The 20188-nt window shown below is 72.6% G+C and carries 18 protein-coding genes; 8 read left to right on the forward strand and 10 right to left on the reverse strand.

Annotated elements, in window-relative coordinates; all coding sequences use genetic code 11:
* Nucleotides 1–117 precede the first annotated feature (117 nt).
* From ACGFIV_RS14410 to ACGFIV_RS14425, 4 genes are all read right to left on the reverse strand, one after another.
* Nucleotides 118–1263 carry an LLM class flavin-dependent oxidoreductase gene (locus ACGFIV_RS14410; protein ID WP_392834924.1) on the reverse strand — a complete coding sequence of 382 codons (1146 nt, stop codon included), beginning with the start codon at nt 1261–1263 and terminating at the stop codon, nt 118–120.
* Nucleotides 1264–1272: 9 nt separating this feature from the next.
* Nucleotides 1273–2454, reverse strand: coding sequence for an SfnB family sulfur acquisition oxidoreductase (locus ACGFIV_RS14415; protein ID WP_358553194.1), 1182 nt, complete (start codon nt 2452–2454; stop codon nt 1273–1275).
* 375 nt (nt 2455–2829) lie between these two features.
* Complete coding sequence (locus ACGFIV_RS14420; protein ID WP_358553196.1) at nt 2830–3732, reverse strand: ROK family protein; 903 nt, start codon at nt 3730–3732, stop codon at nt 2830–2832.
* A gap of 53 nt (nt 3733–3785) precedes the next feature.
* Nucleotides 3786–4994: an ROK family transcriptional regulator gene (locus ACGFIV_RS14425; RefSeq protein WP_392834929.1), complete on the reverse strand. Its 1209-nt coding sequence runs from the start codon at nt 4992–4994 to the stop codon at nt 3786–3788.
* Nucleotides 4995–5184: 190 nt separating this feature from the next.
* Between ACGFIV_RS14425 and ACGFIV_RS14430 the strand changes: the two genes are divergently transcribed.
* From ACGFIV_RS14430 to ACGFIV_RS14465, 8 genes are all read left to right on the forward strand, one after another.
* Nucleotides 5185–6555, forward strand: coding sequence for an extracellular solute-binding protein (locus tag ACGFIV_RS14430; protein WP_358553200.1), 1371 nt, complete (start codon nt 5185–5187; stop codon nt 6553–6555).
* Nucleotides 6552–7481, forward strand: a complete 930-nt coding sequence (locus ACGFIV_RS14435; protein WP_358553202.1) for a sugar ABC transporter permease — start codon at nt 6552–6554, stop codon at nt 7479–7481. Before ACGFIV_RS14430 ends, ACGFIV_RS14435 begins: the two co-directional genes overlap by 4 nt.
* Nucleotides 7482–7518: 37 nt before the next feature.
* Nucleotides 7519–8340: a carbohydrate ABC transporter permease gene (locus ACGFIV_RS14440; protein WP_358553204.1), complete on the forward strand. Its 822-nt coding sequence runs from the start codon at nt 7519–7521 to the stop codon at nt 8338–8340.
* 3 nt (nt 8341–8343) lie between these two features.
* Entirely contained in the window at nt 8344–12534 is a 4191-nt protein-coding gene (locus ACGFIV_RS14445; protein WP_392834935.1) for a glycoside hydrolase family 38 C-terminal domain-containing protein, read from the forward strand.
* 76 nt (nt 12535–12610) lie between these two features.
* Nucleotides 12611–13462, forward strand: coding sequence for a peptidylprolyl isomerase (locus tag ACGFIV_RS14450; protein ID WP_358553208.1), 852 nt, complete (start codon nt 12611–12613; stop codon nt 13460–13462).
* An 82-nt stretch (nt 13463–13544) separates the two neighbouring features.
* The gene (locus ACGFIV_RS14455) at nt 13545–15101 is read left to right on the forward strand and encodes a gamma-glutamyltransferase (RefSeq protein WP_358553210.1); all 1557 of its coding nucleotides are present in this window, start codon (nt 13545–13547) and stop codon (nt 15099–15101) included.
* A gap of 220 nt (nt 15102–15321) precedes the next feature.
* Nucleotides 15322–16443 carry a PASTA domain-containing protein gene (locus ACGFIV_RS14460; RefSeq protein ID WP_358553212.1) on the forward strand — a complete coding sequence of 374 codons (1122 nt, stop codon included), beginning with the start codon at nt 15322–15324 and terminating at the stop codon, nt 16441–16443.
* A complete protein-coding gene (locus ACGFIV_RS14465; protein WP_392834941.1) occupies nt 16440–17042 on the forward strand; it encodes a hypothetical protein in 603 nt (200 codons plus the stop codon). The genes ACGFIV_RS14460 and ACGFIV_RS14465 overlap by 4 nt, the downstream gene beginning before the upstream one ends.
* A gap of 42 nt (nt 17043–17084) precedes the next feature.
* Here ACGFIV_RS14465 and ACGFIV_RS14470 read toward each other — a convergent pair whose 3' ends face one another.
* The 6 genes from ACGFIV_RS14470 to ACGFIV_RS14495 all read right to left on the reverse strand — a co-directional run bounded on the left by ACGFIV_RS14470 (nt 17085) and on the right by ACGFIV_RS14495 (nt 20171).
* Nucleotides 17085–17732, reverse strand: a complete 648-nt coding sequence (locus ACGFIV_RS14470) for a sulfotransferase family protein (RefSeq protein ID WP_358553216.1) — start codon at nt 17730–17732, stop codon at nt 17085–17087.
* Between the two features lie 35 nt (nt 17733–17767).
* Nucleotides 17768–18229, reverse strand: coding sequence for a DUF4383 domain-containing protein (locus ACGFIV_RS14475; RefSeq protein WP_358553218.1), 462 nt, complete (start codon nt 18227–18229; stop codon nt 17768–17770).
* A gap of 119 nt (nt 18230–18348) precedes the next feature.
* On the reverse strand, nt 18349–18936 hold the full coding sequence (locus ACGFIV_RS14480; RefSeq protein WP_392834944.1) for an alkaline shock response membrane anchor protein AmaP: 588 nt from the start codon (nt 18934–18936) through the stop codon (nt 18349–18351).
* A gap of 4 nt (nt 18937–18940) precedes the next feature.
* Nucleotides 18941–19570: a DUF6286 domain-containing protein gene (locus ACGFIV_RS14485; RefSeq protein WP_358553691.1), complete on the reverse strand. Its 630-nt coding sequence runs from the start codon at nt 19568–19570 to the stop codon at nt 18941–18943.
* Nucleotides 19567–19983 (reverse strand): Asp23/Gls24 family envelope stress response protein, encoded by a 417-nt coding sequence (locus ACGFIV_RS14490; protein ID WP_358553689.1) that lies wholly within the window; start codon nt 19981–19983, stop codon nt 19567–19569. The genes ACGFIV_RS14485 and ACGFIV_RS14490 overlap by 4 nt, the downstream gene beginning before the upstream one ends.
* Entirely contained in the window at nt 19980–20171 is a 192-nt protein-coding gene (locus ACGFIV_RS14495) for a hypothetical protein (RefSeq protein WP_358553687.1), read from the reverse strand. The genes ACGFIV_RS14490 and ACGFIV_RS14495 overlap by 4 nt, the downstream gene beginning before the upstream one ends.
* Between the last annotated feature and the right edge of the window lie 17 nt (nt 20172–20188).

Genomic DNA, 20188 nt, shown 5'->3' on the forward strand with positions numbered 1-20188 from the left:
ACGCGGAAAGCGTCGATCAGGGCCGAAGGTCCCGTCCTTCCCGGGCGATCGGCCCGCCTCCCCCGGAGACCACACCGGTCGGCGGGTCAGCCCTCGGGCCTCACGGATGCCGGTGGGTCAGACCCCCGCGAACGGGACGGCGGCCGGGGCGGACGTGCCCTCGCGGCTGGGGTGGGCCCACAGCCCGCGCCGTTCGAGGATCGGCAGGACCCCCTCGCCGAACCAGTAGGCCTCCTCCAGGTGCGGGTACCCCGACAGCACGAACTCGGTGAGACCGAGGTCGTGGTACTCGGCGATCCGGTCGGCCACCTCCTGGTGGCTGCCGACCAGGGCGGTGCCGGCGCCGCCGCGCACGAGCCCGACCCCGGCCCACAGGTTGGGGGCGACCAGCAGGTCGGAGGTGTCGCCGCCGTGCAGGTCGAGCATCCTGCGCTGGCCCTCGGACTCGCTACGCCGCAGGCCCTCCTGCACACGCCGGATCGTCTCGGGGTCGATGCCCTGGAGCAGCCGTCCGGCAACCGCCCATGCCTCTTCGGCGGTGTCGCGGGTGATGATGTGCAGGCGGATGCCGTACCTCAGGGTGCGCTCGCGCTCGGCGGCCAGCGCGGCGATCCACTCCAGCTTGGCGGCCACCGCGGCGGGCGGCTCCCCCCAGGTGAGGTAGACGTCGGAGTGGCGGGCCGCCACCGGTCCGGCGGGGCCGGAGGAGCCGCCGAAGTAGATCGGCGGCAGCGGGTCGGGGACGCGCGGGATGCGGGCCCCCTCGACCTTGATGTGCCTTCCGGCGAAGTCCACCGGCTCGCCGGTCCACAGGGAGCGTACGACGTGCAGGAACTCGTCGGTCCGCTCGTACCGGGCGGTCTTGTCGAGGAAGTCGCCGTACCCGCGCTGCTCGTGCGGCTCTCCGCCGGTGACCACGTTGAGCAGCAGCCGTCCCGCCGAGTGCCACTGGTAGGTGGCCGCCATCTGCGCCGCCAGCGTCGGGCTGATGAGCCCCGGCCGGAACGCCACCAGGAACCTCAGGCGCTCGGTGGACTCCACCAGCATCGCCGTGGTCAGCCAGGCGTCCTCGCACCACGCGCCCGCCGGGGTGAGCGCGCCGACGAAGCCGAGGTCCTCGGCGGCACGTGCGATCTGCCCGAGGTAGCTCAGGGTCGCGGGCCGGTCTCCCGAGGCGGAGCCGGCCGCCAGCCCGTGCCCGCCGCCGACGATGTACCGGCTGTCGCCGTAGGTCGGCAAGAACCAATGAAACGCCAGATTCATGGGGATTCCTTAGAGCAGGCCATGGCGGGGCGGCGGGGTGCCGTTCAGGGTGTAACGGCCGATGTGCTGGATCTTCCAGCGCACCGGGTCGTGCAGCGTGTGGGTACGGGCGTTGCGCCAGTGCCGGTTCAGGTTCAGGTGCTCCAGCGCGGACCGGGTGCCGGAGACCTCGAAGACGGCGTCGGCCAGTTCGATCGAGGCCCGGTCGGCGTAGGCCTTGGCCGTGGCCACCGCGATCGAGGCCGAGGCGGCGCTGTCGTCGTCGAGATCGGCCCTGGCCGCGTCCACGGCGTCGCCCGCCTCCCGGAGCAGCGCCTCGGCCGCCCTGAGCGTGATCGCGAGCTCGCCGAAGCGCTGGATGAGCAGCGGGTCCTCGGCCGCGCTCTCGTACCCGCTCTCGAACCACGGCCGACTCTTGGTGCGGACGAACTCTGCCGCCTCGGCCAGCGCGGTGCCCGCGATGCCCACATCGATGGCGGCGTGCAACAGCTGGGCCACGGCCCCGTGGAGCTGTGGCCCGGTGAACGTCAGGTGGTGGGGAACCACGCGGTCGGCCGGCACGCGCACCCCCCGCAGGTGGACGGTGCCGCTGGCGGTGAGCCGCTGGCCCATCCCCGCCCAGTCGTCCACGACCTCGACGCCCTCGGCGTCCCGGGGGACGTACGCCACCTGGAGCCGCTCGTCGGGGTCGCGCGCCAGCACCGGGATCCAGTCGGCGAACAGCGCGCCCGTGCTGTAGTGCTTGTCGCCCTCCAGCACCCACCCGCCGTCGGCGTGCGGGGTCAGGCGCGTGCGGTGGTCCTGCACGTGCTTGGTCCCCGCCTCTGACTGGGCGTTGCCGAGCCGCCTGCCGTGGAGGATCTCGGCGAAGAAGAACTTCCGCTGCTCAGGGGTGCCCTGGCGGCGCAGCACGTTCACGTAGACGAAGTGGCTCTGCGGGATCTGCGCGATGTTGGGGTCGCCGGCCGCGAGGAGCCGCACGACCTCCGCCAGGGTACGGCCGCTCACGTCGGCGCCGCCGTGGTCACGGGGGACCGTGATGGCGAGCAGGCCGCTCCCGGACAGCTCGTCGAGCTCGGCGGAGGGCAGTCGGCGTTCCCGGTCGCGGTCGGCGGCCCCGGCGGCGAACTTCTCCGACAGCCTCGCGGCGGTCGCGAGCGCTTCCGCGTCGCTCGTGATGATCTGCGCCATGGTCCTTCCTCAGTGTCCGTACGACGGTGGGCCGGGCACGTCGCCTCCGACTATAACCAACCAAACAGGTCGTAAAAATCTGGAACAGGAGCGGACCTCTGCGGGTGGGCTACGAGCCCGTCAGGTCGTAGACCACCGCGCCGCCGACGGTGGCGGGGGTGAAGGTGGACTCCACTTCGCCGAGGGTGGTAGACACACGACCGTCCTTTGCCGGTTGCGGGAGATGCACCGTAAAGCTAGGACGGCACGGCTACCAGCGCCGTAAGAGAAGTTTGAGAAATCCATGAATTGGGCCTTCGCGGCAGGCCCTCCCCGGGACCGGGCCGCGGGCCCCCCGAGACCCGGCGGCAGGCCCCTGGGACCGGGCGGCGGGCGTCAGAGCAGGGCCATGCGGGCCGCGCCGACCAGCCCTCCGTCCCGGCCGAGGGCCGCGGGGGTGACGCGCAGTCGCTGGACGAACCCCAGGTGCGCGCGGCCGGCGACGGCCCGGCGCAGCGGGGCGAAAAGCAGCTCGCCGGCCCCCGCGACCCCGCCGCCGATCACCACCTGGTCGAGGTCGCAGACGGCGGCCACCGAGATGATCGCGCTCGCGAGGGCGCCTGCGGCGCGCTCGAAGGCGGCCAGGGCCACCGCCTCGCCGTCGCGGGCCGAGCGTGACAGCTCGCGCGCGTCGGGGCCGTTCCATCCCTGGTCCCTGGCCCAGCGGACCATCGAGGGGCCGCTCGCGACGGTCTCGACGCACCCGGTGGCCCCGCAGGGGCAGAGGGAGCCGCCGGGGTCCACGACGATGTGCCCGATATGGCCGGCGTTGCCCGTCGGCCCGGCGTAGGGGACGCCGTCGAGGACGAGGCCGCCGCCGATGCCGGTTGAGACCACGATGCCGAGCATGGCCGCCGCGCCGCGTCCCGCGCCGCGCCAGGCCTCTCCGGCCGCCGCCGCCACGGCGTCGCCCACGAGACGGGACGGAACGCCGGGCACCACCTCGGCCACCTGGGCGAGGATCGGGAACTCCCGCCAGGCGGGGATGTTGACCGGGCTGACCGTGCCGGCGAGGAGGTCGAGGGGCCCCGCCGACGCGACGCTGACCGCGAGCGGCGGGGCGTCCCCGGCCACGTCGTGGATCAGGTTCGTGAGGGCGCGGCCCACCACGGCGGCCTCGCCGGGGAGCGCGGCGGGGGTGGGCACCTCGCCGCGGCGGAGCACCGCGCCGTCCTCGCCGATCATGGCGGCGGCCAGTTTGGTGCCGCCGATGTCGGCGGCCAGCACGTAGGGGGTCATGGGCTTCTCGTCGCTCGGGAGATGGGCGGGCCGGCGGTCGCGGTGCCGGGGGATCAGGATGTCAGGAGGGCGTCGAGGCGAGGGGCGTAGGTGGCGTGGAAGACCAGCGAGGCCGCGCCGATCGCGGCGGCGTCGGCGGCGATGGGGGAGACCTCGACCCGCGCGGTGTGCAGGCGGCGGGCCAGGGGCCGGGTGGCCACGGCGTCCGCGATGACCTGCCGGTAGAAGCCGGCGACCTCGTGCATGGCGGGCCCGCCGATCACCAGCAGGTCGATGTCGAGCACGTTGACGATGCTCACGGCGGCGTCGGCGAGCCGGGCGGCGACCTCCCCGATGACCTCGCGGGCGAGCGGATCCCCGGCCGCGGCCGCCGCGCAGATCGCCGCGTGGCCGGGGCTTCCGCCGAGTGCGCTCCGGGCGCCGCCGGCCAGGCGGGCTCGTACGGTCGCTTCGATGGCGCTCGGGCAGCAGACCGCCTCGACGCAGCCGCGGTTGCCGCAGTAGCACTCGGGCCCGTCCGGCACGACGGTGATGTGGCCGAACTCCCCGGCGTTCAGGGACCGGCCCCGGTAGATCCGATTGTCGAGGAACAGCCCGCCGCCGATGCCGGTGCCGAGATACAGGTAGGCGAAGCTCGGCGTGGAGCGCGCGAGGCCGGCCCAGCGCTCGCCGATGGCCGCGGCCGCCGCGTCGTTGTCGAAGGTCACAGGGAAGCCGGTGTGCTCCTCCAGCAGGCGCTTGATCGGCACGTGGTCCCACCCGGTCAGGCGCGGCGGGAAGCGCATGGCGCCGTCGGCGTCGAGCGGGCCGGGACAGGCCAGGCCGACGCCGAGCACCTTGCCGTCGGGCACTCTCGCCTCGCCCAGCATGCGCCGGGCCGTGACCGCCATCTGGCGGATCACCTCGCCGGGCGCGAGGCCGGGCCGTACGTCGGTGCGGAGCCTGGCGACCGGCTGCCCCGCGAGGTCGGCGAGGACGTACGAGATCTGCCCGGGGTCGAAGTGGATGCCGACGGCGTGCCCGGCGGCGGGGTCGACCCGCAGGATCGTGCGCGGCTTGCCGCCGCTGGAGGGGAGCGACCCGTCCTCGATGACCAGGCCCTCCTCCAGCAGCCTGCGCACGATGACCGAGACGGTCTGGGCGGTGAGGCCGGCACGCTCGGCGATCTGGACGCGGCTGATGCCATCGGAGACCTGGATCGCGTCAAGGACGACGGCACGGTTGTAACTGCCTACTTTCGGCAGGTTTGTGCCCATCTGCATGCCTAGCTCCTGGCGTCCTTGAGGTCCTCAGGCAATATCGCACAACCCGTTGACTTAGTAAATCAAAAAGACTTACGTTCTCGTCACCCATGGAAACACGGCCGAAACACGGCCGGCGGACCACTCCAGCGCGGGGGTCGGGGCCCCGGGGTTGTGCTCGTGGGCGCCGCAGGGCCGGAGAAGGAGTCCGATGCGACGAGCGATGGCGGCCTCGATACTGGCGGTCGCGACGGCCGCCACGGCGGTCGCGTGCGGTGGGGACACGACACCGGAAGGCGCCGGCGGGGCCAAGGAGATCGAGGTCCTCTACAAGACCGAGCCCGGCTGGCCCTACATGACCAAGGTGCTCCAGCAGGCCAAGACCGAGTACGAGTCCGCGCACAAGGGCGTGACGATCAAGCTCACGCCGGTCCAGGGCGGCAACGAGGTCTACTACACCAAGCTCGCGCTGCTGAACCGCTCGGCCGACTCGGCTCCGGAGGTGTACCTCCACGACACCTTCCAGGTCAACGCCGACGTGGCCGCCGGGAAGCTCGCCCCGCTCGACGACTACCTGAGCTCGTGGCCCGACTGGGCGACGCAGTACGACGACTCGGTCAAGCAGGCCGCCAAGGGCCCCGACGGCAAGATCTACGGCGTCCCGATCAGCACCGACACGCGAGGCCTGTGGTACAGCAAGGACGTCTTGGCCAAGGCCGGCGTCCAGGTGCCCTGGGAGCCCAAGACCTGGGCGGACGTGCTGACCGCGGCCCGCGCGATCAAGCAGAGGGTCCCCGGCGCCATCCCGTTCAGCATGTACTCCACCAAGCCGCACGGCGAGGCCGCCACCATGCAGGGCTTCGAGATGCTCCTGTACGGCACGCCGGGAGGCACGCTGTACGACGACACCCAGAAGAAGTGGGTGGCCTCCAGCAAGGGCATCACCGACTCGCTCGGCTTCATCAACACGATCTACCGCGAGAACCTCGGCCCGAAGCAGGCCGACGCGTTCAACGTCAAGCTGGGCGAGAAGGTGCAGTACGACTGGTTCCCCGCCGGCAAGCTGGGCATCGACCTCGACGGCGCCTGGCTCTCCTCGGCGTGGAAGCCCACCGGCACCAAGCCGTGGCCGCAGTGGGCCGAGAAGATCGGGTGGACCCCCATGCCGACCCAGAACGGCGAGGCCCCCGGCGCGGTCAGCATGTCGGGCGGCTGGGTCATGGCGATGAGCTCCTACGCCAAGGACAAGAAGGAGGCGTTCGACTTCATCAGCGTCGTGACCAACAAGCGCAACACGCTGACGTACTCGGTCAGCTCCGGTGACCTCACGCCCCGCAAGGACGTGGCCGCCGACCCCGCCTACACCGCCGGCAACCCCGCCGTGAAGTTCTGGACCGACCTCGCCTCGGTGACGCACTACCGCCCGGCCTACGAGGTCTATCCCAAGGTCTCCGCCGAGGTGCAGAAGGCCATGGAGGCCATGACGACCGGCTCCAAGGCCCCCGAGGCCGCCGCCAAGGAGTACGCCGACGCGCTGCCCGGCGTCGTGGGCGGCCCCGGCAAGGTGACCTCCGGCTCATGACCGTCACGACGGCGACGCCGCCGCGGGCGGCGGGCTCCTCCGCGCCGGGGGAGCCGCGCCGGCGGGCGCGCGGGGCCCTGCGCTGGATCCTGCCGCTCGCGCCGGCGCTGGTCCTGCTCGTGATCTTCCTGGCGGGGCCGATCCTGTGGAGCGTCTACATCGCCTTCACCAACGAGACGCTCACCGGCGCGGCGTCGGTGAACTCGCGATTCGTCGGCGTGGACAACTTCGTCAAGCTACTGGGCGACGAGGACTTCCGCCACTCGTTCCTCCTCACGTTCGTCTTCGTGATCGGGTCGGCGGTCATCGGGCAGAACACCCTCGGCCTGCTGATCGCGCTGCTCCAGCGCGGGCGGGGACGGCTGGTGAGAAGCGTGGTGAACGGCGTCGTGATCGCGGCCTGGGTGGTGCCCGAGGTCGTCGCGGCGGCGTGCTGGTTCTCGTTCCTCTCGGAGGAGGGCACGCTCAACGAGCTGCTGGGCGCGATCGGCCTGTCCCAGGACTGGCTGTTCACCGCCCCGATGATCGCGATCATCCTGGCCAACATCTGGCGGGGCACCGCGTTCTCGATGCTGGTCTACTCGGCCGCGCTGTCGGACGTGCCGGGCGACCTGCTAGAGGCGGCCTCGGTGGACGGGGCGACCACCTGGCGGCGGTTCGCGCACATCACGCTGCCGCTGATCCGCCGCTCGATCATGTCGAACCTCATGCTCATCACGCTGCAGACCCTGGCGAGCTTCGGCCTGATCTACGCCCTCACGGGCGGCGGCCCTGGCACGGCCAGCCAGACCACGCCGCTCTACATGTACGAGCAGGCGTTCCGCTACTTCGAGATCGGGTACGGCAGCGCCATGGCGCTGGTGATGCTCGTCATCGGCGCGGCGTTCTCCCTGGTCTACCTGCGACTGATCAAGGTGGACGCCTGATGGCCCGCGTGAGCGCCCCCGCCCAGGGGGTCCGCCGATGACCCGCGCGGGCGCACGCGGCGCGGCGCTGATCTCGCTCGTGGTGATCACCCTGGCCTTCGCCGGCCCGTTCCTGTGGGTGGTGCTGGCCTCGCTGCAACACCAGGCCAACCTCACCGCCAAGCCGGCCTTCCGGTTCTCCCTGGAGAACTTCGCCGCGGTGCTCGACTGGGAGACCGTCTACCAGCCGATCGTCAACTCGATCGTCATCTCCGGGGCCACCGCCGTCCTCACCGTGGTCCTCGCCGCGCTCGCCGCCTACCCGCTCTCCCGCTACAAGCTGCGCTTCGGGCGGCACTTCATGCTGACGCTGCTGTTCACCACGGGTCTTCCCGTCACGGCCATCATGGTGCCGGTCTACTCGATGTTCTTCCGGTTCAACCTGTACGGGTCGATCCCGGCGATGGTGCTGTTCCTCGCGGCGAGCGCGCTGCCGTTCGCCATCTGGATGATGAAGAACTTCATGGACGGCGTGCCGGTGAGCCTGGAGGAGGCGGCCTGGGTCGACGGGGCCGGGTGGGTGCGGTCGCTGACGCGCGTCGTCGTGCCGCTGATGGCCCCCGGCGTCGCCGTCGTCTCGATCTTCGTCTTCGTCGGCCAGTGGGGGAACTTCTTCGTCCCGTTCGTCCTGCTCGACACGCCGGAGAAACAACCGGCGGCGGTCACCATCTACACCTTCTTCACGCAGTACGGCCAGGTCGCCTACGGCGAGCTGGCCGCCTTCTCGATCATCTACACGGCCCCGGCCGTGATGCTCTACGTCGCCGTGAACAAGTACCTCGCCGGTTCGTTCAGCTTCGCCGGATCAGTGAAGGGTTGACCCTTGCGTATCACCAGCGTCGAATCCACAGAGCTCTTCGTCGAGGCCGGGCAGGTCGTCCGGGTACACGTCGACGGGCCCCCGGGCGAGATCGAGGTCCGTGTCACCGGCCCCGGCGCCGGCGGCGTGAGCCGTACGGCCCGGCGCCCGGCCGAGGTGGGCGTCTCGACCGGCGCCCCGCCCGGGACGCGCGTCCCCATCGAGGTGACGTGCGGGGACGCCGTGGCCACGGCGGAACTGGTGGTGTCCGAGCCCGGCTGGACGGTGTGGATGGTGCCCCACTTCCACTACGACCCGGTGTGGTGGAACACCCAGGCCGCCTACACCACCACGTGGGACGACGCGGGCGAGGTCGCGCAGCGGTACCGGGGCGAGCGGCAGAACGCCGGGTTCGACCTGATGCGCGAGCACCTGGCGACGGCGCGCCGCGACCCCGACTACAAGTTCGTGCTCGCCGAGGTCGACTACCTCAAGCCCTACTGGGACGCCCATCCCGAGGACCGCGACCTGCTGCGGCGGCTGCTCGCCGAGGACAGGGTCGAGCTGATGGGCGGCACGTACAACGAGCCCAACACCAACCTCACCTCTGCCGAGTCGACGATCCGCAACATCGTCTACGGGGTCGGCTTCCAGCGCGACGTCATGGGCGGTGACCCGGCCACCGCCTGGCAGCTCGACGTCTTCGGCCACGACCCGCAGTTCCCTGGGCTGATCGCCGAGGCCGGGCTGACCTCAAGCTCCTGGGCGCGGGGGCCCCACCACCAGTGGGGGCCGATGCTCACCGGGCGCGACCTCGAACGCGACGGCTGGGGCGACCCGTCGGCCATGCAGTTCCCCGCCGAGTTCGAGTGGCTGTCGCCGTCCGGCAAGGGCGTGCTCACCCACTACATGCCCGCGCACTACAGCGCCGGATGGTGGATGGACTCCTCGGCGGACCTCGCCGCCGCCGAGGAGGCCGTGTACGAGCTGTTCGTCCAGCTCAAGAAGGTCGCGGCCACGCGCAACCTGCTGCTGCCCGTGGGCACCGACTACACGCCGCCCAACAAGTGGGTCACCGAGATCCACCGCGACTGGAACGCACGCTACGTCTCGCCGAGGTTCGTCTGCGCGCTGCCGAAGGAGTTCTTCGCGGCCGTGCGCTCCTCGCTTCCGGCGCCGTCCCCGCAGACCCGCGACATGAACCCCGTCTACACCGGCAAGGACGTCTCCTACACCGACACCAAGCAGGCCCAGCGAGCCGCGGAGTCGCTGGTCGGCGACGCCGAGAAGTTCGCCACGCTCGCCGCCGTGACCACCGGCGCCCGCTACCCGCACGCGGCGCTCGACAAGGCCTGGCGGCAGCTCGTGTTCGGCGCGCACCACGACGCGATCACCGGCTCGGAGTCCGACCAGGTGTACCTCGACCTGCTCACCGGCTGGCGCGAGGCCCACGACCTCGGTGAGGGGGTGCTCGACGCGGCGCTCGGCGAGCTGACCGCCCACGTCGACACCCGGGGCGAGGGTACGGCCGTGGTGGTGTGGAACCCCTCGTCGTGGGAGCGCACCGACCTGGTCCGGGTACGGCTCGCGCTGCCCCGGCCCGGCACGTACGGCGTGCGGGTGACCGATCCCGCCACGGGCGAGCTTCCCGTGCTGCTGGAGAACCCCGAGTACGACGAGGACGGCGGCCTGTCGGCCGTCGACGTCGTGGTGCGGGCGCCCGCCGTGCCGGCGCTCGGCTGCCGGACGCTGCGGGCCGAGCCGGTGGCCGAGGCGGCACCGCTCGGCTGGACCACGCGTGAGGGGCACGGCATCTCCACGGCGACCCACGTGGTCGAGGTCGACCCGGCGCGCGGCGGCTGCGTGTCCCGGTTCTACGACGTCGCCCGCGACCGCGAGCTGCTGCGGCCCGGCAGGGTCGGCAACGAGCTGGTGGTCTACGACGAGTACCACGAGCACCCAGAGTTCCACGAGGGCCCCTGGCACCTGGTGCCGAAGGGGACCGCCACCGGCTCGGCCGGGAGCCCCGCCCTGTCGGTCGTCACCGAGACGTGCGCGCTGGCCGAGCGCGTCACGGTCACCGGCCGGGTCGGGCCCGTCGCCTACACCCAGCGGATCACCCTGTGGCACGGCCTCGACCGCGTCGACTGCGTCACCCATGTCGACGAGTTCGACGGCGCGGACCAGCTCGTCCGGCTGCGCTGGCCCGCCCGCGTCCCGGGCGCGATGCCGGTCAGCGAGGTCGGCGACGCCGTCGTCGGACGGGGCTTCGGCCTCATCGACGTCGACTCGGGGGAACACCCCTGGACGCTCGACAACCCGGCGGGCAACTGGTTCGCCCTGTCGTCCACCGCCAGGGTCGCCCTGCGCGCCGAGGACGGCACGCCGATCGGCGACCGGGCCGTCGGCATCGCCGAGATCATCGGCGGCGAACCGCGCGACCTGGCCGTCGCGCTGGTGCGCAAGGGCGTGACCGCGACCTGCTCCACCGCCCCGGGCCCCCGGTACGGCGACCTCGGCGTGGACTCCAACCTGCCGGACGTGCGGGTCGCGCTCGGCACCCCGGAGGAGAACCCGTTCGTGGCGGAGGTCCTCGCGGCGGCCGAGCCGGGGTACGGCGAGCTGCTGCGCGAGCGCCTGGCGTCGGGCGGCCGGGCCCGGGTGTGGGTCCCCGCGTCGGAACCGCTTCCGAAGGTGTGGGTGCCGAGCGCCGACCTCACCGGGCCCCGCGCGCTTCCCGTGCTGATCGTCGCCGGAGAGGGGGCCGCCGAGGAGTTGGTCGCCGACCTCGACGACGCGGTGATCGAGGTGACCCAGCCGTCCGGGCTCGCCGCGCTCACCGAGCCCGCGCTGGACGACTACACGATCGGCGTGGTCAACCGGGGCATCCCCGGGTTCGCCGTCGACGCGGGCGGCGCCCTGCATCTGTCGCTGCTGCGCTCGTGCACCGGCTGGCCGTCCGGCGTGTGGATCGACGCGCCCCGCCGCACCGCGCCCGACGGGTCGAACTTCCAGCTCCAGCACTGGACCCACTCCTTCGAGTACTCCCTGGTCACCGGGGCCGGCGACTGGCGTGCGGCCCGGCTGGTCGAGCACGGGCACGACGTCAACCACCCGCTCGCCGCCGTGGCCGCGCCCGCGCACGAGGGGGAGCTGGCGGCCACGACCTCGTTCCTCGCCGTGGAGCCCGCGGGCAAGGTCGTGCTCGCCGCGCTGAAGGCCACGGGCAACCCGCTCGCCTCGGGCAGGGAGGCGGGAGAGGTCGGCGGCGTCACCCTGCGGCTGTACGAGGCGACGGGCGAGCGGGTCACCGCCAGGATCCGCACCGATCTGCCGCTCACCGGCGCCCACCGCACCGACCTGCTCGAACGGCCCCTGTCCCCGGTGCCGGACGACGGGCTCGAACTGACCGGCATGGAGATCGCCACCGTCGCCGCGACGCTGGACAGGCGGGGCTCTCGCGCGGCGGAGGGCCCGGGGGTGGCGCTGGGACCGGAGGGCGAGCCGTACCAGCCCGTCTACACGCGCTACTGGCTGGACAACGCCGGGCCCGCCCCCTCGGGCAACCTGCCGGTGGCGGTCCACCTGTCCCGGACGCACGTCGCGGTCGAGGGATCCGTCGAGCTGGTCGTGTCCGTCGCCTCCGGGCTCACCGAGGGCGAGGTGTCCGGCGTCGTCACCATCCAGGCTCCCGAGGGGTGGACCTGCGAGCCGGTTGAGCGGCCGTACGTGCTGGCGCCCGGCGGGCACGCGGTGTTCCCCGTGCGGGTCGTCCCCGCGGACGGCGCCGAGCCCGGCGAGTACTGGCTGCGCGCCGGCATCTCCCACGGGGGGCAGGCCTACGAGGACGTGACCCGGCTGCACGTGGGCGGTGGCCATGAGGCGGGCCTCGACGTCACGGTGGAGACGCCCGAGGTGCGTCTGACGCCGGGCGGCTCCGAGGCCGCGTCCGGGGCGGTGGAGCTGCTGCTGAGGTCCCCGGCGCGTACGGATGTCTCGGTGCGGGCACAGCTGATCAGCCCCTGGCACACCTTCGAGCTGATCCCCGAATGGAATACCGGAGTCGTCGTACCCGCCCGGGGGGAGGCCCGGCTCCGTTTCGAGGTGCAGGCGCCTCCCGGCACCCGGCCGGGCCGCTGGTGGGCGGTGGTCAAACTGGCCGGCGCGGGCCGGCTGCACTACACCGAGGCCATCGAGATCGAGGTCCTCGGATGATCCGGGTGGTCGCCACGGTTCGCGGCCGAGGTGCTCCGATGAGCCGGGTCGCCACGGTCGCGGGGGAGGTCCTCGGATGAGCGTGACCGCCACGGTCGCGGCGGAGGTGGGGGAGCGGGTCGTGCTGGTCTCCGACGTCGACGCGCGGGAGGCGGAGCTGCGCGCGGGGCCGCTCGCCGCGCGGCTGCCGCACCCGCGCGGCGCCGAGGGCAGGAACCTCCGCCGCTGGCTGGTCCAGGTCCTGGTCACCGAGGCGCTCGTCGAGCAGGAGGCCGCCGCGCTCGGCCTCACCCCGGCGGACGATCGGTCAGGGCCGAACGACCCGGTGGATGGCAGGGCACGGCCGGACGTCGCGGTGGATGGCAGGGCACGGCCGGACGTCGTGGTGGGTGACCGGGCGCGTTCCGGTCCGCTGGCGCTGCCGGCCGCGCTCCGGACGGGGGGAGTCGTCGCGGCCGTGACGGTGTCGATGCCGCTGGCACGGGCGCTGCGCGCCGTGGTGACGGCCGGGGTGCGCGCCTCCGAGGACGAGGTGCGCGCGTACTACGACCGCAACCTCGACCGGTTCACCCGTCCGGAGACACGCCACGTGAGCAAGGCGGGGGGAGCGTCCCTCGGCCCCGTGCGGCGCGGAGAGCTGGCCGGGCCCCTGGAGGCGGCCATCTTCTCCGCCCGGGAGGGCGAGGTCGTCGGGCCCGTCGAGGGTCCGGGCGGGCCGTGGACCGTGCGGGTGGACGCCATCGAACCGGGAGGCCCGCGGCCGTACGAAGAGGTCCGCGAGATCATCGCGTCCGAGCTGACCTCGGTCGCGGTCGAGCGCGCCTTCGCGAGCCGGCTGGAGCGGCGGTACGCCGAGAAGGTGCGGTTGCGCCCCGGATACGAGCACCCCGCCGACCCAAGCCACGCTGACGCCACCCACCGGCACTGAAGCGCTTCCTCCTGCGGGAGACCCCACCGGATGCGGGTACGTGTCCACATGGTCGAACGAGCGGGGGTCGTACAGTTTCGCCATGGAGTACACGAGGTTCGCCAGGTTCGGCATGGTTTGCACGGTCGACCATCTGGCCTCCACGGCGGGGCTGGACATGCTCGACCGTGGCGGCTCGGCGGCCGACGCGGCGCTCGCGGCCAACGCCGTGCTGGCGGTCACCGCTCCGCACGCGTGCGGCCTCGGGGGCGACCTGTTCGCGCTCGTCCACGAAGGCGGCGGATCGCCCCAGGCGCTGAACGCCTCAGGGCGCTCGGGTTCCGGGGCCGATCCGGACCGGCTGCGCGCCGAGGGGCACGACCGCATGCCGTTCCAGCGGGACATCCGGTCGGTGCCGGTGCCCGGCTGCGCCGACGGCTGGCTGGCCCTGCACGCCCGGTACGGGAGGCTGCCGCTCGCGGAGCTGTTCGCGCCCGCCATCCGGTACGCCGACGAGGGGTTCCCCGCCTCCCCGCTGCTGGCCCCGGCCGCCGCGGTGCTGCCCGGCGTGGACGCGGCGCTCGCCCCCGGCGACCTCATCCGGCGGCCCGGCGTCGCCCGCGCCCTGGAGGCGCTGGCCACCGACGGGCGTGACGGCTTCTACCTCGGCGAGTTCGGCAAGGGCCTGATCGCGCTCGGCCGCGACGGCGCGGCGGGCGGTTCGAGCGAGGGTGAGTACGCCGAGGCCGACCTGGAACGTGTCAACGCCGACTGGGTGGAGCCGCTCAGGGCCCGCGCCTTCGGCCACGACGTGTGGACAATCCCGCCGAACTCCCAGGGGTACCTGCTGCTGCTCGCGCTGACGATCGCCGACGGGCTCGACCTGCCCCGCGATCCGTCCGACCCGCTCTGGGCCCACCTGCTGGCCGAGGCCGCGAGGGCCGCGGGGCACGACCGTCCCGACGTCCTGTTCGACGGGGCCACGGTCGGCGACGTGCTCGCCTCCGCCGGCGAGCGGCGGGCGACGATCGACCCGTCACGCAGGGCCCGGCTCCGCGACCTGACCGCGTCCGGCGACACCACCTACCTGTGCGCGGTCGACGCCGAGGGGATGGGCGTGTCCCTCATCCAGTCGAACGCCGCCGGGTTCGGCAGCATGCTGTTCGAACCGGCCACGGGGATCAACCTGCACAACCGGGGCATCGGCTTCTCGCTCGTCCCCGGCCACCCGGCGGAGTACGGACCGGGCCGCCGCCCGCCGCACACCCTCGCCCCCGCCCTGGTGACCCGCCCCGACGGGTCGCTGCGCGCAGTGCTCGGGACGATGGGAGGGGACTCCCAGCCGCAGATCCTGCTCCAGGTGGCCGCCCGCCTGCTGGCCTCGGGCGAGTCGCCCGGCCAGGCGATCGGCGCGCCCCGGTGGCGGGTCGGCCCCGGCCTCACCGGCTTCGACGCCTGGAGCGAGCCCGACGAGGCGTCCCTGGAGGTCGAGCAGGGCGCGGGGTGGGGCGAGGGGCTCCAGGAGCGCGGCCACACGGTCCGGGACCTGCCGTACGGCGGGGCGTTCGGGTACGCGCACCTCATCGACGTACGGCCCGACGGGGTGCTGGCCGGCGCGGCCGACCCCCGCGCCCTCATCTCCGGCGCGGCCGGCCGCTGACCCCGTGAGCCGCTGAGCCGGTGAGGCTCCTCGGCCGGGAACGATCGTGGTTCCCGGCCGTTGGCGGTCCTCGCGGTGATCAGCCTGGGAAGGCTGGGGAATTCCCCGTAGACCGCGCCCCCGTGCTGGATGAGTATGGGGTTACTCATGCCGGGAGCGCGCGGGTTCCCTACCGTGCGACTCACCAGAGGTGCCTGACGGACTGTCTGAGGGGCCGACGATGTTCCGCCACTTCTCGATGCTCGCCGTGTCCTCGGCGCTGGTCCTGAGCCCGGTGCCCTCGGTCCCCGTGCCCGAGGGGATCGACCAGTGCGTGGCGCCCGACGGCATACCGGGTCAGCCTCTCGAACAGGCGAGGCTGATGCTCACGGGCCTGCCCAAGAACGAGATCAGGATCCAGGTCGATCCCGAGGACTACCCGTCTGAGCCGCCGCCCTACGTCGTCGGTTACCGGATCACTGATTGCTCCACCGACTACCCGTACCAGCAGTACACGATCACGCTTGAGCTCGGAACGCAGGCTCCGGATCTCAGGCGCTCTCCCCGTGGCGACGCCGAGACGGCCCTCGCCGGCGCCGGTTTAGGCGCGGATCCCCAGCCGGCGGACGCGGGCGCCGACTGGACGGTCACGGACCAGAACCCACCCCCCGGCGCCCTCGTGCGCTACGGCACTCCCGTCCGCTTCAACCTGGTCGCACCGTCCAGCCCTACTCCCAGGGTCACCACCCCGTCGCCGCCCGTCGACCCCCTGCCATCTCTCGTGAAGGTGCCCAAGCTGAAGGGCCTCGACGCGGCGAAGGCCGAACAGCGGCTCACCAAGGCGGGCCTGCTGATTCGCCTGGATCCTGACTCGCCGCGAAAAGGGAAGATCAGCAGGCAGGATCCCGCGGCCGGCACCGAGGTCGCCAAGCGCACCAGGGTGACGGTATGGCTCACGCGAGCGCCGGAACCGGAAGGAGGAGGCGACGACACCGGCACTGCGGACGGCTCGGCCGCCGAAGCGGGAGCCGGTTCTGAGCTGGGTCCGGCGGTCCTTGGCATGGCGGTGCTCGCGGCGCTGTCGCTCGGCCTCGTGTTCCTCGTCCGCCCTAAGAGGCGCAAGGCCTCTCGGCGCCGGGAGTCCTCTCAGCGCCGCGAGGCCTCTCAGCGCCGCGAGGCCTCTCAGCGCCGCGAGGCCCCTCAGCAGCACGGGAACTCGATCCACTGCGTCGCCTACCCGGACCCCGCGCCGAACCTGGAGATCCATCCGGCTCGGTCCACCGCGTCCATCGCCTTACCGGACATATGGGTTGAGCCGTACGCGGACCCCGGCCGGCAGGAACTGAGAGAGGTCGTACCGTGACAGTCCTCATCGAGACCAAGCCGAGTACCGCCGATCTCCTGCTCTTCGCCGATCCCCAGAACGCGGCGGCGGCCCTGTCCCAGGCGCTCGACGCGCGGCGCATGCTCGAAGCCGTCGGAGACGAAGCCCGCAGAGCCGACTCCGTCTTCCGGAACGCGCTCAACGGCAAGGTCGCCGAGGCAGGCGGCGAGTTGCTGAGAGGGCTGGACCTGGGCGCGGTCCTGCTGGGCGGCTGGCAGAGATACCGCGATCTGCGGATCGCCGCCCGAAAGACGGTCGAAGAACCGTCGAGCACCGAGCTGGTCCGCCTGGCCGAACACAGGATCACCTCCAGGCACGCCCCCTACGTCGACGTGTACGTGGACGGCCGGCGGGTCACCCGGGTCGACTTCGGCATCGACCTGGCCTTCGACATCACGCTGATGCACGCGAGCGTCCGCCATGGCCGGCTCATGAGCCTCGGCGCGGGCGCCTGCACGGCGAGCGTCACCTGGAGCGTGCGCGGCTTTCCCGTGGCGCAGAACAAGGCGTCGCTCGCCCTTCCGCTCAACGTCAAGCTCGGAAAGGGGATCCTCCTGTACGCCGAGAAGCGATCATGAGGCCACTCGCCGGACGCCGAGAGCCGGCCCGTGCGGACGGCCCTACCGTGGGGGTTCGAGCAGGGTGGAGGCGAAGGTCTCCTGTTCGTTGAGGTGAGGAAAGGGCTCGTCGGGGACGGGTACGCCGAGGAAGCCGCACAGCGGTTCCCAGCCCTGGCTCACCTTGTAGTCCAGCAGGCGTCCGGGGGCGACCTTCTGGCGGACCTCCGCGTTGTGGCGCTCGTAGCAGGCGATGACGTGGTCGCGGTCGTCGACGTTCCCCTCGAAGGTCCGCCCGACGACCCCCGCCCGTCCGAACTCGGTCAGCTGCTCGGCGGCCTCGAACGTCTTGTGCCTCTCCACGGCCTCGGGGAACCTCCCGGCCATGGCCGCGAAGACCGTGCTGCTCACCGAGTCGTACCACCGGGTGGTGTCCCGGGTCGTGAGGATCACCTTGGCATCGGGATGGGCCTCGACCAGCTCCCGCCAGAACGTCACGCCTGGCCAGTCGGTGGTCGCGACGTACCCCTCAAGCGGGCGGCGCCAGGCCCCGGGCGTGCCGTTCGCCGCCGCGGCCCAGTCGTGAAGGTGCCGGGGATGGGCGAACACCTCGGTGAAGTGGTAGCACGGACCGAACCCGAGCCGGCACAGGGCCGTCTTGAGTGTCATCGTCCCCGTCCGGCCGAGGCCGGCCCCGATGATGCGAAGCATGGCATTCCCCCTGGTCCAGAACGTACGCGGCTCCGCTAGATGGGGAACGAGCCCCGTCCCGGGCGGGACGCGCGGCGGGACAGCGCGATGCCGAGGGCGATCATGACGACGCCCAGCAGGAAGTGCAGCCAGTTGTCGGCGGTGTTGAGCGGGATGAAGTTGGCGGTGCTGGTGCGCCCCACCAGCAGGCCGTAGATCCACAGCACCAGGTAGATGACGCCGCCCCAGATGAGGAAGTTGCGGGCGCCGTTCCACGTGCGGGCGAGCGTGACCCCCGCGACGCCGAAGAGCAGGTGCACGATGTTGTGCAGGACCGACACCTGGAACAGGCCCAGCAGGTGCGCGTCCGAGTGGTGCCCGGCGAACCTCATGGCGCCGTAGCCGGTGGTGATGCCGGGAATGAAGCCCAGGATCCCTATTAGGAGGAAGATGATTCCCAAGACGAACGCGGCCATCTGCAGCGGCGTCCGCGTCATTTCACGCGCGTGCGTACCCATGCCACCCCCTCCATCCGATTCGACGGGATGTCGTTTCCATCCGCATTCCCTGGCCGGTCAGGCCGTACACGCCGCCAAAGTCTCCCGGCCCGGCGTGGCGTTTAAAAATTGATAAAAGATTAAAGATGGGTGCGAATGGTGTGCATTCGCACAATGGCGGGAAGGCGCTCGGTTTCCAGGGACCGGCGCAGCCGGGCCACCGCCCGCTGGACGCCCTGCCGCGCGGCGGCGGGGTCGGCCTCGTCGGGAAGGACGACGGCCAGCGCGAGGTGCGGGTCGGCCGGAGCGCCTCCGAGGGTGGCGCGCACCCTCTGGCCGCGTCCGGTGGCCCGGGTCCCGCGCATGCTCTCCTCGACGTCGTCCTCCAGCGCGCTCACGGTGGCCCGCGCGGACAGGTGCGTGGCACCGTGGCCGGGATCGGGCTCCAGGTTCAGGTACCGGAGGGTGTCGAGGCGGCCCTGGAGCAGGAACCAGCGCAGCGCCAGCAGCTCGACCACCAGCGCGAGGACGGCCAGAGCGGGCCAGAACCACGCGTGGCCGGCGGCGTAGGCGGCGACCTGCTGGGACACCACCTGGTCGTGTCGCGGCCCGAGGACGCGGAGCCCGAGCCCGCGTGCGAGCGCGGCGGCCCCGGCCGCCAGCAGGATCAGGCCCACGATGAACATGCCGGCGCGGTTGACGCGGGCGGTGTGGCGGTCGTTGCTCACCGGCTCAGTCCCCTCTCTGGCGTACGGTGACGCGGACGCGCACCGGCCTCAGCGGGCGCAGCTCTTCCAGGCGCGTCACGACGGCCTGCGTGACCTCGTCGGGAAGCCCGCTCGCGTCGCGAAGCGGGGTCGCGGCCGTCACGTGCACGCGGTCGCGGCGCAGGCGGACCCGCGCGCGCGACACCCCGTCCACCTTCGCGGCGACGGTCGCGAGATGGCGGCTCAGCCCGGTACGGGTGATGCCGGTGACCGTCCGCGGGTCCTCCGACGCGATCGGGATCGCCCGGGGGCGTCCCGGGGTCAGCGCGAGGACGAGAAGCAGGATGCCGAGGAGGCAGGCGACCGCCGCCGTGGTGAGGGCCGCGGGGTCGCTCCAGTGGGTCCGGCCGACAGGGGCGAGCCAGGTCAGCGGCGGCACCTGGGCCCGCCCGCGCGCCAGCGCCGCCACCGCCCCGACGAAGGTCACCAGCGCGGCGGCGGCCAGCAGCAACGAGGTCACGACCGCCGGCACCGTCCGGCGGGGACGGAAGGCGTGAACCGCCGCCCGCCGCTGGGCCTTCTCGTCGGCGGGCGGGACCAGAGGTGCGGTCCCGGGATCCCGGCCGGCGTCGTGGTGGAGCTCCGGCGAGGTCACAGCACGCGCCTTCCTTCCTCGGCAGGGTGGACGAGCCGGGTGACGTCGATGTCGACCTGCCGGGCGTCCAGGCCGGTCAGCTCGTGGACACGCGCCGCCACGTGGTCGCGCACGCGGTGGACGACCTGCCTGATCGGCGCCGGATACGTCACCGACATCCTCACCCGTACGATCGCGAGCCGCCCGTCGGCGTGGGCGCTCACCCGGGGAGCGGCACCGGGCGTGGCGCGCCCGAGCGGCCGGGGCGCGGCGGCCCCGCCGACCTGGTCCACCTCGCTCACCGCGTGGGCGGCGATGCGCTCCAGCACCCGGTCGGAGATGTCGGTGCGCCCGCGGGCCTCCGGCGGCCCGGCGGCCCCCCGCGGGGCCGGGCCCGGGCCGGATCCGCCCGGAGCGTGGCTCTCGGTGTTCACGACCGTCTCCGGCCGCCCAGCAGTCCGCTCATGTCGAGCTCGCCGGTCAGCGCGCGGCCGACCAGGAACCCGAGGATGCCGAGGACCAGCACGATGAGGAACGCGGTCAGGCCGCCGACCACCACGGCGAATCCGAGCGCGGTGCCGAACAGCAGGCCGACCGCCGGCCAGAAGCGGGATTCTTCCATATCGCTCACCTTCCACT

The organism is Sphaerisporangium sp. NPDC049003 (assembly GCF_043197795.1).
GTDB lineage: Bacteria > Actinomycetota > Actinomycetes > Streptosporangiales > Streptosporangiaceae > Sphaerisporangium.

What these genes read in the sequence shown, in the direction of transcription:
- ACGFIV_RS14410 (WP_392834924.1), bottom strand. Translation starts at nt 1,263, where the DNA reads ATGAATCTGGCGTTTCATTGGTTCTTGCCGACCTACGGCGACAGCCGG.
- ACGFIV_RS14415 (WP_358553194.1), bottom strand. Translation starts at nt 2,454, where the DNA reads ATGGCGCAGATCATCACGAGCGACGCGGAAGCGCTCGCGACCGCCGCG.
- ACGFIV_RS14420 (WP_358553196.1), bottom strand. Translation starts at nt 3,732, where the DNA reads ATGACCCCCTACGTGCTGGCCGCCGACATCGGCGGCACCAAACTGGCC.
- ACGFIV_RS14425 (WP_392834929.1), bottom strand. Translation starts at nt 4,994, where the DNA reads ATGCAGATGGGCACAAACCTGCCGAAAGTAGGCAGTTACAACCGTGCC.
- ACGFIV_RS14430 (WP_358553200.1), top strand. Translation starts at nt 5,185, where the DNA reads ATGCGACGAGCGATGGCGGCCTCGATACTGGCGGTCGCGACGGCCGCC.
- ACGFIV_RS14435 (WP_358553202.1), top strand. Translation starts at nt 6,552, where the DNA reads ATGACCGTCACGACGGCGACGCCGCCGCGGGCGGCGGGCTCCTCCGCG.
- ACGFIV_RS14440 (WP_358553204.1), top strand. Translation starts at nt 7,519, where the DNA reads ATGACCCGCGCGGGCGCACGCGGCGCGGCGCTGATCTCGCTCGTGGTG.
- ACGFIV_RS14450 (WP_358553208.1), top strand. Translation starts at nt 12,611, where the DNA reads ATGAGCGTGACCGCCACGGTCGCGGCGGAGGTGGGGGAGCGGGTCGTG.
- ACGFIV_RS14455 (WP_358553210.1), top strand. Translation starts at nt 13,545, where the DNA reads ATGGAGTACACGAGGTTCGCCAGGTTCGGCATGGTTTGCACGGTCGAC.
- ACGFIV_RS14460 (WP_358553212.1), top strand. Translation starts at nt 15,322, where the DNA reads ATGTTCCGCCACTTCTCGATGCTCGCCGTGTCCTCGGCGCTGGTCCTG.
- ACGFIV_RS14470 (WP_358553216.1), bottom strand. Translation starts at nt 17,732, where the DNA reads ATGCTTCGCATCATCGGGGCCGGCCTCGGCCGGACGGGGACGATGACA.
- ACGFIV_RS14475 (WP_358553218.1), bottom strand. Translation starts at nt 18,229, where the DNA reads ATGGGTACGCACGCGCGTGAAATGACGCGGACGCCGCTGCAGATGGCC.
- ACGFIV_RS14495 (WP_358553687.1), bottom strand. Translation starts at nt 20,171, where the DNA reads ATGGAAGAATCCCGCTTCTGGCCGGCGGTCGGCCTGCTGTTCGGCACC.